The organism is Xanthomonas sp. 3075, assembly GCF_014197275.1.
In the GTDB taxonomy this organism is placed as follows: Bacteria; Pseudomonadota; Gammaproteobacteria; order Xanthomonadales; family Xanthomonadaceae; genus Xanthomonas; species Xanthomonas campestris_B.
The window spans coordinates 279,240-292,492 of the sequence record NZ_JACIFI010000001.1 but is presented as its reverse complement, the minus strand read 5'-3'; the positions used below and the strand labels follow the sequence as shown (position 1 = coordinate 292,492).

Here is a 13,253-nt window from a genome sequence, read left to right as displayed (position 1 = left end):
CGCGCGCGGCGATGCGAGAGCCGTCCTCAGCGCGTCGGTGCCTTGAGCTCGCGTTCGATGGCCGCCAGCACGCTCGGATCGTCCGGCTTGATCTTGCTGGGGAACTGCGCCACCACGCGTCCATCGCGGCTGATCAGATACTTGTGGAAGTTCCAGCCAGGCGCCACGCCGGTAGCCTTGGTCAGGCGCTGATACAGCGGGGTTGCCTCAGCACCCAGCACATGCACCTTCTCGAACATCGGGAACTTGACGCCGTAGGTCAGCGTGCAGAATTCCTGGATCTGCTTTTCCGACCCGGGCTCCTGGCCCTGGAAGTCGTTGGACGGAAACCCCAGCACGGTGAAACCCCGGCTGCCGAAACGCTGGTTGAGCGCTTCCAGCCCTTCGTACTGCGGGGTGTAGCCGCATTTGCTGGCGGTATTGACCACCATCACCACCTTGCCTGCGTAGGCACGGTTCAGGTTGATTGGCGCCTTCCCGGCCAGCGGTCGATAGTCCAGATCCAGCACGGGGGTGCCCGCCGCCATGGCCGACATCGAAAAAACCCCAGCGAATACAACAACTAGCAAGCGATTGAGCAACATGCGCGATCCCCTTCGAAAGGTTCAGGGCCACCCGCCGCTGCGGGGTGCCATCAGTTGGGTAGGACAGGAGTTGACTACCTGCGTGTCGGTGTTATAGTTGAATACAACACCAGTCACCCAACGCAGAGGGAATCCATGAACAGCACACGCGTCAAGCGACCAGTTCCGCTGTTGCTGTTCGGCAGCACCCTGCTCGTCGTTGGTTGCCTGGGAGCCGCTTCCAGTCAGATGACGGAGTCCGGCGCCGATTATGGCGTGTCGGAGGCGGTTACGGAAAACGCGACAACTCCCCCCGAGGAGCGCACCCGGCCCAGTCGGCACCTGCGCGCTTCGCTGTCGATGCCCTTTTTCTCCTTCGCGCAGGTCCTGCGTCCACGGAGCTGATCATGACCGACATTCAATGGAGCGATGGCGCTCCGATCTACCGCCAACTCAAGGAACGGGTCATTGCCATGATGCTGGATGGAATCCTCAAGCCTGGCGACGCCCTGCCTTCGGTACGGCAAGTGGCGGCCGACTACCAACTCAACCCTATCACCGTCTCGCGCGCCTATCAGGAATTGGCCGATGAGAACCTGGTGGAGAAACGCCGCGGCCTGGGCATGTTCATGACCCCGGAAGCCGCACAGAAGCTGCGCGGCAGCGAACGCGAGCGTTTCTTGAACGAAGAATGGCCTGCGGTGCTGGAACGCATCCAGCGCCTGGGACTATCCATCGACGATCTGTTGCCACAGGGAAAAACACCATGACTGCCGTCTCCAACGACCATGTAGTCGACGCACGTGGCCTGCGCAAGGCCTACAAGCATCGGCTCGCGCTGGACAACACCAGCTTCACCATTGCCCCCGGGCGCATCGTCGGCTTGATCGGCCCCAACGGCGCCGGCAAGACCACCGCGCTCAAGGCCGTGCTGGGGCTGACCGATTTCGATGGCGAATTGAACGTGCTGGGCATGGATCCGCGGACCCAGCGCAACGCCCTGATGAACCTGGTCTGCTTCATCGCCGACGTGGCGGTATTGCCGCGCTGGTTGCGGGTGGGCGAGGCGATCGACTTCGTTGCCGGCGTGCATCCGCGCTTCGATCGCGCCAAGTGCGAGCGTTTTCTGGCCAATACGCAGCTCAACCGCAAATCGCGGGTGCGCGAACTGTCCAAGGGCATGATCGTGCAGTTGCATCTGGCGCTGGTGATGGCCATCGACGCGCGCATCCTGGTGCTGGACGAACCCACGTTGGGGCTGGACATCCTGTATCGCAAGCAGTTCTACCAGCGTCTGCTGGAGGATTATTTCGACGAGCAGAAGACCATCATCGTCACCACCCATCAGGTCGAAGAGATCGAGCACATCCTCACCGATGTGATGTTCATCCGCGACGGCCGCATCGTGCTGACCGCCGACATGGAAAACGTGGCCGAGCGCTACACCGAAGTGCTGGTGACTGCCGAGCACCTCGACGCCGCCCGCGCCTTGAACCCGATCGACGAACGTGGCCTGCCGTTCGGCAAGACCGTGATGCTGTTCGATGGCGTGCCGAAGGCACAACTCGCCGGCTTCGGCGAAACCCGCAATCCCGGCCTGGCCGACCTGTTTGTTGCCGTCATGAAGGGGACCTACGCATGAATGCCATGACCAACCACGCATCGCCTGCCCGTACCTTCGGCTGGCTGCTCAAACGCGAATACTGGGAACACCGTGGCGGCTTCGTCTGGGCGCAGGTCATCACCGGCGGTATCGCGGTGTTCTTCGCGCTGCTGGGCGCGGTGATCGGTGCGATCAGCGCCCGCCGCAACATGGTCGGCGACAGCATGACGATGTCGGACATGGCCGAGTACACCCGCACCCTTGGCCAGGTCGGCGACGGCCTACTGCTGGGCGGTATCGGCATCGCCTCGGTGGTGCTGGCGTTTGTCGTGTTTTTCTACGCGCTTGGCAGCCTCTACGACGACCGCCGCGACCGCAGCGTGCTGTTCTGGAAATCGTTGCCGGTGTCCGACGTGCAGACGGTGCTGTCCAAAGCCGCCTGGGCGTTGTTGCTGGCCCCGCTTGTCGCAATCGCCATCGGCGTGCTGGTCGGCTTGGCGTTATGGCTGATCGCCATCGGCGGCGCGTTGATCGCCGGCGTGCCCAATCCATGGGGGCTGGCCACTCACTCGCATCCGTTCTCGCTGTTGTGGCTGATGCTGCGGACTGTCCCGATGGGCTTGCTGTGGTCGCTGCCCACCGTAGGCTGGCTGATGTTCTGCTCGGCCTGGGCCACCAGCAAGCCGTTCCTGTGGGCGGTGCTGTTTCCGCTGCTGGCATGCGTGATGTTGAGCATTCTCGCGGCCATGCCGGGCGTCTCGCTGCCGATCGGCGAGATCTGGTACATCGTCGGCTATCGCGGCCTGCTCAGCGCCCTGCCCGGCACCTGGTCGCCGCTTGCCGTCAGCGGCAATCTGGACAGCAGTGCGATGCAAAACCCCAGCGACCTGGTGCAATGGGCGTTGCAGCACACCGATAGTTCGCGGGTCTACGGCGACCCGGACATCTGGATCGGTGCCGCCATCGGCATCGCGCTGATCGCCGCTTCCATCTATCTGCGCCGTCGGCGCTCCGAAGCCTGAGGTCCGCATGCGCCTGCATCTGAGTCTGAGTCTGGCCATCCTGTTCGCATTGCCTGGCGCGGCGTTTGCCGAGGAGCAATGCAAGTTCTCCGAACCGCGCAGCCTGGATCTGCAACTGACGGGAGTGAAGACGGTGTTGTTCGAGGTCGGCTCCAACGACCTGCATCTGACCGCAGCACCCGGCAACGGCGGGCGTTTGAGCGGCCGCGCCTGTGCAGCACACGCCAATCTGCTCAAGGGCCTGACCATCACCCAGAAGCGCGTTGGCGACAAGCTGGTGGTGGCCCTGGCGGAGGACCGCCCGCTGCGTATTTCCATCGGCGAAAGCTACTCGTATCTGGACCTGCGCGGCAGCGTGCCCGACAGCATGCTGGTGCAGTTCGATCTTGGTTCCGGTGACGCCGACATCAGCGGCGCTGCCGCCGTCAGTGCCGACGTCGGCTCGGGCGACATGGCCATTCGCCGGACCAGAGGCCGCGTGACCGCCAAGGTCGGTTCCGGCGACATCGAGCTGGAGGACATGGGGTCGCTGCGCGTACTGAGCGTGGGCTCGGGCGACCTCAAGGCGCGCCAGATACGTGGCGCGGCCGATGTCGGCAAAGTCGGCTCGGGCGACGTCACACTGCGCGGGGTCGCAGGCAACGTCACGCTGGGCACGGTCGGTTCGGGCGACGTGGATATCGACGACGTGCAAGGCAACGTCAGCGTCGACGCGGTCAACTCCGGCGCACTGACGGTGCACAAGGTGCGCGGCGATGTCGGCGTCGCGCGCAAGGGCAGCGGCGATATCGACGTCGAGAATGTCACCGGCACCACGCGCGTGCCGGCCGATAACTGATCACTTCATTGACGACCTAAGGGGGACTACCGATGAAATTGTTTATCTCTGCAGTGGTGATGAGTGCATTGCTGGTCGGCTGCGGCAAATCCGAACCCACGGTCGATATGTCCGGCCAGAACAGCGGCAGTGGCGTGACCTTCAATGGCAAGAGCGTGACGCTCAAGCGTGACGGACTCCCGGCCGCCACCATCGGCGTGGATGGCGCGCTCAGCATCGATGGCAAGCCGGTGGCGCTGAACGCTGCGCAGCGCCAGGCAATGCGCGGCTTCTACGCGCAGATCCAGGGCGTCGCCGAAAAAGGCATCGACATCGGCACCCAGGGCGCGGCCTTCGGTGCGCATGCCGCAGGCGAAGCGCTCAAGGGCGTGCTCAGCGGCAATACCGACCAGATCGGCGACAAGATCCAGGCCGAGGCGGAAACCTTCAAACACAAGGCGATGCAGATCTGCGATCAACTGGCCAAGCTGCGCAGCGCGCAAGACGCCGCTGCGCAACTGGTGCCGGTATTCGCGCCGTACTCCACCCTGACCCAGAACGACGTCGACGACTGCCGCAAGTAAGCGCGGCGATGACGGCCGCTGCGCAGCCACTGGCAGGCGCAGCGGTTGCCTGCCTCCGGATGGATCGCAGGACGGTGCCGAATGCTGCACGCAAACAACCCACCGACAGCGGCCTGCGACATTTTGTCAGCCAGTCGGGGCGGCCACCGCCCCGATCAGCAGGCCGGGGCAGGATTACACTAGCGCGCTCCCCTCGACCCATTGACCCCATGAACAAGTTCGTGATGCTTTGCATGGCGCTGCTGCTATGCGCCCTGACCGCCTGTGGCGACCAGTCGTCCCGCCGCGCCGAACGCGGCAAGCCACGCGTTGCGATCACCACCCAGTCGGTGATGATCCGCCGTCCACCGGCCGCCAATGCGGAAATCACCCCCGACGGTACGCTGAAAATCGACGATATCGCGCTACCGCAGAAAGAACCGACGCGCGCCAAGCTGCAGTTGCTGTTCGGGCATCTGCAGATGCTGCGTCAGCAGGCGGTCAACGACGCCGGCGCGGATCCGGAATACAAGTCGATCAAGCTGACCGCCACGCCGGAGATCCAACAGCTCAGCAGCGAGTTGCTGGATGAGATTCCCTCGTTGCAGCCGTACCGCGAGAGCTTCGGTAACGTGCAGGCCGAGCGGCACTGACGAGCACGCGAAACGGCACGCAACACCCGGACTCGGGCCTGAGCAAGAGCGCGCCTGAGTGCGATGCGGCGTGGGCGATCACGCCGCATCGCGCGCCAGTGCGCTTACGGTCGCCGTGATCAGCCACCGCCCCCGCCACCCGCGTGGATACCACCACGCGTCAAGGCAGCCGGATCCAGCAAGCGTCGCAGATCTGCTTCGCTGAGCCCGCTGTCTTCCTTGGCGACATCCAGCACCGGGCGCTGCTCCTTGTAGGCACGCTTGGCGATCGCTGCAGCCTTTTCGTAGCCGATGATCGGATTGAGCGCGGTGACCAGGATCGGATTGCGATCCAGCGCCTCGCGCACGCGCTCCTGACGCACCTTCAATCCGGCAATCGCGGTATCGGCCAGCAGACGCGACACGTTGCCCAGCAAGGTGATCGAATCCAGCAGGTTGTAGGCGATCAGCGGCAACGTCACGTTCAACTGGAAATTGCCGGTCTGCCCGGCGACGGTAATCGCGGTGTGGTGGCCGATGACCTGCGCGCAGGCCATGACCGTGGCCTCGGGAATCACCGGATTGACCTTGCCCGGCATGATCGAACTACCCGGCTGCAGCGCCGGCAACTCGATCTCGCCCAATCCGGCCAGGGGGCCGGCGTTCATCCAGCGCAGATCATTGGCGATCTTGATGAGTGCCACTGCCAGTGCATTGAGCTGACCGGACAACTCCACCGCATCGTCCTGCGCGGCCAGGCCTTCGAACTTGTTGTCCGCACTCTCGAACTTGCACTTGGTCAAGCCCGACAAGGCCTTGGCCACCTTGCCGCCGAAACGCGGGTCGGCGTTGATGCCGGTGCCGATCGCGGTGCCGCCCAGCGGCAGCCGCCGCAGGCGCTTGAGGGAATCGTCGATGCGCTCCTGCGCCGAACGCAGTTGCGCCGACCATGCACCGAATTCCTGGCCGAAGGTCAGCGGCATTGCGTCCATCAGGTGGGTGCGCCCGGTCTTGACGATCTTGTCCAGATTCTTGGCACGCTTGTCGATGGTCTTGCGCAGATGCTTGAGCGCCGGTTGCAGGTGTTCCTGCACCGCGAGCAAGGCAGAGACGCGGATCGCGGTCGGTATCACGTCGTTGGAACTCTGCCCGAGATTGACGTGATCGTTGGGATGCACCGCGTGCTTGCCGGCGCGCGTGGCCAGCGTGGCGATCACCTCGTTGGCATTCATGTTGGACGAGGTGCCCGAGCCGGTCTGATAGACATCGATCGGAAACTGCGCATCGTGAGTGCCGTCGGCCACCTGTAACGCTGCGTCCTGCACGGCTTTACCGATCGACTTGGGCAGCAGCCCCAGGTCGGCATTGACACCGGCGGCCGCACCTTTGATCAGGCCCAGCGCACGAATGAAACCACGCGGCATCGGCTGGCCGGACACCGGGAAATTCTGCACGGCACGCTGGGTCTGCGCACCCCACAACGCAGCGGCGGGCACCTGCAATTCACCCATGCTGTCGTGTTCGGTCCTGAAATGTTCGCTCATCTGCACTCTCCGCACATTGTTGGTTTGTGGTGATGGATGGCTGGCAGCAGGCGCACCCACGCTGGCGAGACCGCCTACGATACTCGCTCGCAGCGTTGCGACCGTGTCGTCGCAAGCGGTGGACTAGACTGACGTTGGATCCAAATGAGGTACCACGCCGCCATGGGCGACGACCCTGACTGTAGAAACGCATTGCCCACGCCATTCGCTTCCATCCACCGCAGCGCCGCTGGCATGCAACGCATGGCATCCAGACACACGGCAGTGATGCAACCTGGAGGCGCACATGCTCGGTAATGTGCTGCTGTTGCTGGTTGCGTTCGTGCTGGTGCTGTTGAACGGTTTCTTTGTTGCGGCCGAATTCGCACTGGTCAAACTGCGCCATACGCAGGCGGTGGGCCTGGCACAGAACAACGGTTGGCGTGGGCGACTACTGTTGGGTGTGCATGCGCATCTGGATGCCTATCTGTCCGCGTGCCAGCTCGGCATTACGCTGGCCTCGCTCGGTTTGGGCTGGGTCGGTGAACCTGCGTTTGCGCATCTGCTGCAGCCGCTGTTCGACGCGCTCGGCCTGTCGCCGGAAGCGGCGCAGATTACCTCCCTGGCGATCGCCTTCAGCCTGATCTCGTTTCTGCACATCGTGCTGGGCGAACTGGCGCCCAAGACCATGGCGATCCGGCGCCCGGAGCGGATGTCGCTGTGGACCGCCGCGCCGCTCTACGTCTTTTATTGGCTGATGTATCCGGCGATCTGGGTGCTCAATAGCAGCGCCAACCGGCTGCTGCGGGTGCTGGGCTGGGGCGATGTGGAACATCAGGCGCATCGCTATTCGCGCGAGGAACTGATGCTGATCGTCGGCCGCCAGGACCCCAACGCGACGACGCCCGATCATGGGCTGGCCTTGATGAGCCACGCGCTGGAACTGCCGGATCTGGTTGCCGGCGACCTGATGCGCCCGCGCGAGCACCTGCGCAGCCTGCGCGAAGGCATGACGCTGGAATCGGTGCTGGCCGAGTTCAGCGAGTCCCGCTATAGCCGCTACCCGTGGTTCGACGCCGATGGCGAGCAGGTACTGGGCATCCTGCATACCAAGGATCTGCTGGTGGCGATGGCACGCAGCCAGGCCCTGGACGACCTGCGCCCGCTACTGCGCCCGCCCACGTTGCTGACCCTGGAAACCCCCATCCCCAACGCGCTGGAACAGTTCCGCACCGGCACCACCCACCTGGCGCTGTGCGTGGAGGACCAGGGACGCATCCTGGGCTTCTTCACCCTGGAAGACCTGCTGGAAGTGATGGTCGGCGAGATCGAGGACGAGCACCGTCACGTGGTACGCGATGCGCCGATCCGCAGCCAGGACGGTTCGCTGCTGGTCGCTGGCAGCACCTCGATCTTCCGCCTGGAACGCCTGCTGGGCCAGGATCTGAGCGCCCCGGACCACGTCAATTCGGTCGGCGGGCTGATCGTGCACCAGCTGCAACGGCTGCCCGAAGAAGGCGAGACCCTGGAGCTGGACGGTCACGCGCTGACGGTGCGGCGCATGGCCGGACACCGCATCCAGGCGATCACGGTGCGGCAGGTAGGCGAACGCAGCGCCGGGGCGGCGTAGAATACGCACCCCCGCCAGCCTCCCAGTGCCCTGCCCATGTCGGATTCCGCCCTGCTCGCCCTGTCCCCGCTCGACGGCCGCTACGCGTCCAAAGTGGATGCGCTGCGCCCGATCTTCTCCGAATACGGCCTGATCAAGGCGCGGGTCAAGGTCGAGATCGAATGGTTGCTGGCACTGGCCGCCGAGCCGGGTATCGCCGAGCTGGCGCCGTTTTCGGCGGCCGCCACGCAGACCCTGCGCCGGCTGGCCGACGACTTCAGCGTGAGCGATGCCGCGCGCGTCAAGCAGATCGAGCGCACCACCAACCACGACGTCAAGGCGGTGGAGTACTTCATCAAGGAACAGCTCAAGGACGATGCCGAGCTGGGCCCGGCGCTGGAATTCGTGCATTTCGCCTGCACCAGCGAGGACATCAACAACCTCAGCTACGGCCTGATGCTGGAGCAGGCACGCCGCGAGGTGCTGCTGCCGACGCTGGACGGCATCACCGCCAGCCTGCGCAGCCTCGCCCACGCCCAGGCCGCCCAGCCGATGCTCTCGCGCACGCATGGCCAGACCGCCTCGCCCACCACCCTGGGCAAGGAAATCGCCAACGTGGTCGCGCGCCTGGAGCGCCAGCGCAAGCAGATCGCCGCAGTCGAGCTGACCGGCAAGATCAACGGCGCGGTCGGCAACTACAACGCGCACCTGGTGTCGTACCCGGCCCTGGACTGGGCCGCGTTCGCGCAGCGCTTCGTCGAGAGCCTGGGCCTGGTGTTCAACCCCTACACCACCCAGATCGAGCCGCACGACAACGTGGCCGAAATCGGCGACGCCAGCCGCCGCGTCAACACCATCCTGATCGACCTGTCGCGCGATATCTGGGGCTACATCTCGCTGGGCTATTTCAAGCAGAAGCTGAAAGAAGGCGAAGTCGGCTCGTCCACGATGCCGCACAAGGTCAATCCGATCGACTTCGAAAATGCCGAAGGCAATTTCGGCATCGCCAATGCGCTGTTCGAGCACTTTTCCGCCAAGTTGCCGATCAGCCGCTGGCAGCGCGACCTCACCGATTCCACCGTGCTGCGCGCGCTCGGCACCGCCTTCGGCCACACCCAGGTCGCGCTGGATTCGCTGGCCAAGGGCCTGGGCAAGCTGACCGTCAATCCGCAGCGTCTGGATGCCGATCTGGACGCCGCCTGGGAAGTGCTGGCCGAGGCCGTGCAGACCGTGATGCGTCGCCACGGCCTGCCCAATCCGTACGAACAATTGAAGGCGCTGACCCGCGGCCAGGGCATCACCGCCGCGTCGATGCAGGCGTTTGTGGAAAGCCTGCAGTTACCCGAAGAAGACAAGCAGCGCCTGCGCGCGTTGACCCCGGGCGCCTATACCGGCCTGGCCGAGCAATTGGCGCGCGCCATCTGATCTGCCGGCAAGGTTAGGGTCGGCCCGCGGTGCAGGCCTTGTCCGCCCAGCCTGCCCAGACCTCAGGCAGCGCCCATTGGTCGCGTTCCCCGCCGATGGAGTGCCGTCTGCGCTCGTTAGAGGTCGTGCCTCGATCCGCCTGGTGTCATGCACGTCGACTGCTTTGCGGGCCCGGACAGGGCCCCTGCTCCTGCACAGCGATCACCGAGCCGGACTGCTATCGTGCCGGCCTCACACCTCAGGAGATCCGCGATGCGTGTTATTCACACAGCAGTATCCCTGTTGACCCTCGCCAGCGTGCTGGCACTGAGCGGATGCGGCGGCGATGGCCCCGCCGCGCAGGCGCTGTCGGCGGTGTCGTCCACGTTGACCGACCCAGCCAGCGGCGCCGATTGCGGCGGCAAGGATCTGCGCATCACCAAGGACAACGCCGATACGATCGTCAACGGCGAATGCGGCGCAGTGACGATCACTGCCTCGCATGGCGCGCTCAATGTCGAACAGGCACGCACGATCCGCGTGGAAGGCAGCAGTTTCACTGTCCTCAACAAACAGGCCGGCGAGCTGAGCATCGTGGGCAACAACAACACGCTCAACCTGACCACCCTCGGCAGCGCAGACATCCAGGGCAACCAGAATCTGGTGCTGGTCCGCGAGGTGAAACAGGTGCGTTTTTCCGGTAATGACAACACCGTCAATCCATCCAGCAAACCTACGCTGGACGACCGCGGCAGCGGCAACAAGCTGATGTAACGGCGCGCGATCGCCATCGACATGCCTGCCATGCTGCCGACCCATCCATCGCGCACAGACCGACCACCTCATGCGCCAGCGGCGCATGGAGCAAGCCCATCGCAGCTGTACCCGCTGATTCGCCGACGCCGGCCAGCATCCGGCGCGTCCAGCGCGTCCATGGTGCATGCCTTGCACTGAAACCTGACTGCGACACATGCCGGCAAGGCATCGCGCAGCGGGCTGGGCGACAATAGGCCACTTCGCCGGCCGCGCAGCGCCGGCTTTTCCCAGTCGGACCCGTCACCCCATGAAAAAGACCGCCGCAAAAAAGACCGTTGCCAGAAATGGCGCGCCGCTGCCCTTCGAGATCCATGCCACCCGCGATCAGCCGCTGGGCATGCCGGTCGAGCGCTTCCTGCGCAATTACTGGCACAAGCACCCGCTGCTGATCCGTAACGCGTTCCCGGACTTCCAATCGCCGCTGCAGCCGGAAGACCTGGCCGGCCTGGCCTGCGAAGACGGCGTGCTGGCGCGGCTGATCAGCCACGATCGCACCACCGACGATTGGAACGTGCGCACCGGCCCGTTCCAGGAAACCGATTTTCCCGGCCTGCCCGACCACGACTGGACCCTGCTGGTGCAGGACGTGGACAAGTGGGACGCCGACGTGCGCGCCTTGCTGGAGCAGTTCCGCTTCCTGCCGCGCTGGCGCATCGACGACATCATGATCAGCTTCGCCGCCACCGGCGGTTCGGTCGGCGCGCATGTCGACCATTACGACGTGTTCCTGCTGCAGGGCCAGGGCCACCGCCGCTGGCAGATCGACGCACGCGCCTCGCAAGGCCGCAAGCCCACGCCGCAGACCTTCCGTGACGACGTCGACCTCAAGCTGCTGCGCGAATTCAAGCCCACCCACGACTGGGTGCTGGGCCCGGGCGACATGCTGTACCTGCCGCCGCTGGTGCCGCACCACGGCGTGGCCGAAGACGCCTGCCTGACCTTTTCCATCGGCACCCGCGCGCCGTCCTCGGCCGAACTGATCGGCGACTATCTGGACACCCTGATCGCCGATGCCGACGAGGCCGTGCGCTATCACGACGAAGATCTCAAGCTGCCCGCCGATCCATACGAGATCGACGTCAGCGCGATGAACCGCGTGGTCGCCGCGCTCAACGCGCTGCGCATGAACGACCCGGATCGACTGGGCGACTGGTTCGGCCGCTTCATGACCACTTATCGCGCCTCCGGCGACGTGGTGCCGGCCCCGGAACCGATCCCGCGCGAAGCCGTCGAACAGGCGCTGGAAGAAGGCGTGCTGCTGCATCGCCATCCCTGGTCGCGGCTGGCCTGGCGGCGCGCCAAGCGTGGCGCCACCCTGTTCTGCAGCGGCCTGGAATTCGCGCTCTCGGCAAAGGACGCCGCACGCCTGGCAGCAGCCGAAGAGATCGACGGCGCGTTCTACGCACAGCTGTCGCCGCGCGGCCGCGAGGTGGTGCTGGAGCTGCTGGCGCAGGGCCATTACCAGCGTGCCCATGAGGACATGGACGAGGATATCGACGACGACCAGACCCACACGCTGAGCCTGTCGGCCGACCACGACGATGCCGACACCGATGCGGACGACGATGAGATCGACGCCGATGCCGACATCGAGAATGTCGCGGACGAGGCGGACAACCCGGCCGAGGCCATCGACGCCGCGTCGGAAGACGACAGCGACAGCACCGACGACCACGATCATGCAGCGGGCGCCAGCGACACTGACACGTCTGCCGAACGCGCATGAGCCCGCGCGCCTGGCCGCAGACCGTCTCGCTGGATCCGGCCTGCGACGCCGCGACCCTGCGTGCGCTGCGCCTGGCGTGCAGCCCCGGATCCAGCGACTGGGATGCGCTGGATCCGCTCAGCCTGCATCTGGCTGCACGTAGCGAGGGTGGCCAGCTGGTCGCCTCGGTGCGATTGACCCCGGATCGCCGCGTCGACCGGCTCGGCGTCGTGCCGGACTGGCGCCGCCGCGGCCTCGCAGACCAGTTATTGACTGCAGCGGTGGCGCAGGCCCAGCAACGCGGCTGGCCCAGCCTGCACGCCCAGGTCAGCGCAAATGCCGAGGCGGTGTTCGCACGCCTCGGCTTTTTGACCGATATAACGGCAGCCACCGATCAGCCCGGGTACGCCAGCGATACAGGCGATACGCCCGTACATCGCCGCCTCGACGGTCCGATGGCCGTGAGCACCCTCAACGCAGCGGCTGCGGCCACCACCGGCCTGTTGTACACCGCACGCCGCCAGGTGTTGATCTACACCCGGACACTGGACCCGCCGTTGTTCGACAACCTCGCCGTGCTCGATGCGCTGCGCCGTTTCGCCACCGCCCGCCACGACAAACGCGTGCATGTGCTGGTGCAGGACACCGCAAGCGCCAACGCCAGCGGCAGCGCGATGCTGCGGCTGGCCCAGCGCCTGCCCAGCGTGTTTCGCTTCCGCGCGGTCAGCGATCCGGTCGATACCGGCTATGCATCGGCCTACGTGGTCGGCGATGACGCCTACTACTTTCGTCCAACAGGCCATCGCTTCGACGATGGCGAAACCTGGCTAGCGGGTGCCGCGCGCAGTCGCCAGCTCGAGCGTGAATTCGCGCACATCTGGGAGCGCAGCGCGCTCTGGAACGAGCCGCGCGCACTCGGCATCTGACGCCGCAGCGCTCCCCGCACGTAGGCGCCGGGCCGGTTGGCCTACCCGTCCGGTCAGCTGCCAGACGCCC

Annotated in this window: 14 protein-coding genes; 12 read left to right on the top strand and 2 right to left on the bottom strand. The window is 65.2% G+C overall.

Annotation, left to right across the window (positions count from 1 at the left end; genetic code table 11):
* Nucleotides 1-26 precede the first annotated feature (26 nt).
* Nucleotides 27-584: a glutathione peroxidase gene (locus GGR62_RS01305; protein ID WP_184406140.1), complete on the bottom strand. Its 558-nt coding sequence runs from the start codon at nucleotides 582-584 to the stop codon at nucleotides 27-29.
* A gap of 135 nt (nucleotides 585-719) precedes the next feature.
* On the opposite strand from GGR62_RS01305, the gene GGR62_RS01300 reads away from it, so the two are divergent.
* The 7 genes from GGR62_RS01300 (at nucleotide 720) to GGR62_RS01270 (ending at nucleotide 5,221) form a co-directional block, all read left to right on the top strand.
* Nucleotides 720-968 carry a hypothetical protein gene (locus tag GGR62_RS01300; RefSeq protein WP_184406138.1) on the top strand — a complete coding sequence of 83 codons (249 nt, stop codon included), beginning with the start codon at nucleotides 720-722 and terminating at the stop codon, nucleotides 966-968.
* A gap of 2 nt (nucleotides 969-970) precedes the next feature.
* Complete coding sequence (locus GGR62_RS01295) at nucleotides 971-1,333, top strand: GntR family transcriptional regulator (RefSeq protein WP_184406136.1); 363 nt, start codon at nucleotides 971-973, stop codon at nucleotides 1,331-1,333.
* Nucleotides 1,330-2,205, top strand: a complete 876-nt coding sequence (locus tag GGR62_RS01290) for an ABC transporter ATP-binding protein (RefSeq protein ID WP_184406135.1) — start codon at nucleotides 1,330-1,332, stop codon at nucleotides 2,203-2,205. Before GGR62_RS01295 ends, GGR62_RS01290 begins: the two co-directional genes overlap by 4 nt.
* Nucleotides 2,202-3,188 carry an ABC transporter permease gene (locus GGR62_RS01285; RefSeq protein WP_184406133.1) on the top strand — a complete coding sequence of 329 codons (987 nt, stop codon included), beginning with the start codon at nucleotides 2,202-2,204 and terminating at the stop codon, nucleotides 3,186-3,188. Before GGR62_RS01290 ends, GGR62_RS01285 begins: the two co-directional genes overlap by 4 nt.
* Before the next feature lie 13 nt (nucleotides 3,189-3,201).
* Nucleotides 3,202-4,026 carry a DUF2807 domain-containing protein gene (locus GGR62_RS01280; RefSeq protein WP_184406319.1) on the top strand — a complete coding sequence of 275 codons (825 nt, stop codon included), beginning with the start codon at nucleotides 3,202-3,204 and terminating at the stop codon, nucleotides 4,024-4,026.
* Nucleotides 4,027-4,058: 32 nt separating this feature from the next.
* Complete coding sequence (locus GGR62_RS01275) at nucleotides 4,059-4,589, top strand: DUF2884 family protein (protein ID WP_184406131.1); 531 nt, start codon at nucleotides 4,059-4,061, stop codon at nucleotides 4,587-4,589.
* A 209-nt stretch (nucleotides 4,590-4,798) separates the two neighbouring features.
* Nucleotides 4,799-5,221 (top strand): hypothetical protein, encoded by a 423-nt coding sequence (locus GGR62_RS01270; protein ID WP_184406130.1) that lies wholly within the window; start codon nucleotides 4,799-4,801, stop codon nucleotides 5,219-5,221.
* A 119-nt stretch (nucleotides 5,222-5,340) separates the two neighbouring features.
* Here the strand turns inward: GGR62_RS01270 and GGR62_RS01265 are convergent, their stop codons facing one another.
* The gene (locus tag GGR62_RS01265; protein WP_184406128.1) at nucleotides 5,341-6,744 is read right to left on the bottom strand and encodes a class II fumarate hydratase; all 1,404 of its coding nucleotides are present in this window, start codon (nucleotides 6,742-6,744) and stop codon (nucleotides 5,341-5,343) included.
* A gap of 286 nt (nucleotides 6,745-7,030) precedes the next feature.
* Here GGR62_RS01265 and GGR62_RS01260 point away from each other — a divergent pair, with 286 nt between their 5' ends.
* The 5 genes from GGR62_RS01260 to GGR62_RS01240 all read left to right on the top strand — a co-directional run bounded on the left by GGR62_RS01260 (nucleotide 7,031) and on the right by GGR62_RS01240 (nucleotide 13,183).
* Nucleotides 7,031-8,353, top strand: coding sequence for a hemolysin family protein (locus tag GGR62_RS01260; protein ID WP_260305282.1), 1,323 nt, complete (start codon nucleotides 7,031-7,033; stop codon nucleotides 8,351-8,353).
* 36 nt (nucleotides 8,354-8,389) lie between these two features.
* Nucleotides 8,390-9,757 carry an adenylosuccinate lyase gene (gene purB / locus GGR62_RS01255; protein ID WP_184406126.1) on the top strand — a complete coding sequence of 456 codons (1,368 nt, stop codon included), beginning with the start codon at nucleotides 8,390-8,392 and terminating at the stop codon, nucleotides 9,755-9,757.
* Between the two features lie 252 nt (nucleotides 9,758-10,009).
* On the top strand, nucleotides 10,010-10,510 hold the full coding sequence (locus tag GGR62_RS01250; RefSeq protein ID WP_184406124.1) for a DUF3060 domain-containing protein: 501 nt from the start codon (nucleotides 10,010-10,012) through the stop codon (nucleotides 10,508-10,510).
* A gap of 289 nt (nucleotides 10,511-10,799) precedes the next feature.
* Entirely contained in the window at nucleotides 10,800-12,278 is a 1,479-nt protein-coding gene (locus GGR62_RS01245) for a cupin domain-containing protein (protein ID WP_184406122.1), read from the top strand.
* Nucleotides 12,275-13,183 carry a GNAT family N-acetyltransferase gene (locus tag GGR62_RS01240; RefSeq protein ID WP_184406120.1) on the top strand — a complete coding sequence of 303 codons (909 nt, stop codon included), beginning with the start codon at nucleotides 12,275-12,277 and terminating at the stop codon, nucleotides 13,181-13,183. Before GGR62_RS01245 ends, GGR62_RS01240 begins: the two co-directional genes overlap by 4 nt.
* The last annotated feature ends 70 nt before the right edge of the window (nucleotides 13,184-13,253 follow it).

Bases quoted from the DNA above. Each gene is read 5' to 3' on its own strand.
- GGR62_RS01305 (WP_184406140.1), bottom strand. From the start codon at position 584: ATGTTGCTCAATCGCTTGCTAGTTGTTGTATTCGCTGGGGTTTTTTCG.
- GGR62_RS01300 (WP_184406138.1), top strand. From the start codon at position 720: ATGAACAGCACACGCGTCAAGCGACCAGTTCCGCTGTTGCTGTTCGGC.
- GGR62_RS01295 (WP_184406136.1), top strand. From the start codon at position 971: ATGACCGACATTCAATGGAGCGATGGCGCTCCGATCTACCGCCAACTC.
- GGR62_RS01290 (WP_184406135.1), top strand. From the start codon at position 1,330: ATGACTGCCGTCTCCAACGACCATGTAGTCGACGCACGTGGCCTGCGC.
- GGR62_RS01285 (WP_184406133.1), top strand. From the start codon at position 2,202: ATGAATGCCATGACCAACCACGCATCGCCTGCCCGTACCTTCGGCTGG.
- GGR62_RS01275 (WP_184406131.1), top strand. From the start codon at position 4,059: ATGAAATTGTTTATCTCTGCAGTGGTGATGAGTGCATTGCTGGTCGGC.
- GGR62_RS01270 (WP_184406130.1), top strand. From the start codon at position 4,799: ATGAACAAGTTCGTGATGCTTTGCATGGCGCTGCTGCTATGCGCCCTG.
- GGR62_RS01265 (WP_184406128.1), bottom strand. From the start codon at position 6,744: ATGAGCGAACATTTCAGGACCGAACACGACAGCATGGGTGAATTGCAG.
- GGR62_RS01260 (WP_260305282.1), top strand. From the start codon at position 7,031: ATGCTCGGTAATGTGCTGCTGTTGCTGGTTGCGTTCGTGCTGGTGCTG.
- purB (WP_184406126.1), top strand. From the start codon at position 8,390: ATGTCGGATTCCGCCCTGCTCGCCCTGTCCCCGCTCGACGGCCGCTAC.
- GGR62_RS01250 (WP_184406124.1), top strand. From the start codon at position 10,010: ATGCGTGTTATTCACACAGCAGTATCCCTGTTGACCCTCGCCAGCGTG.
- GGR62_RS01245 (WP_184406122.1), top strand. From the start codon at position 10,800: ATGAAAAAGACCGCCGCAAAAAAGACCGTTGCCAGAAATGGCGCGCCG.
- GGR62_RS01240 (WP_184406120.1), top strand. From the start codon at position 12,275: ATGAGCCCGCGCGCCTGGCCGCAGACCGTCTCGCTGGATCCGGCCTGC.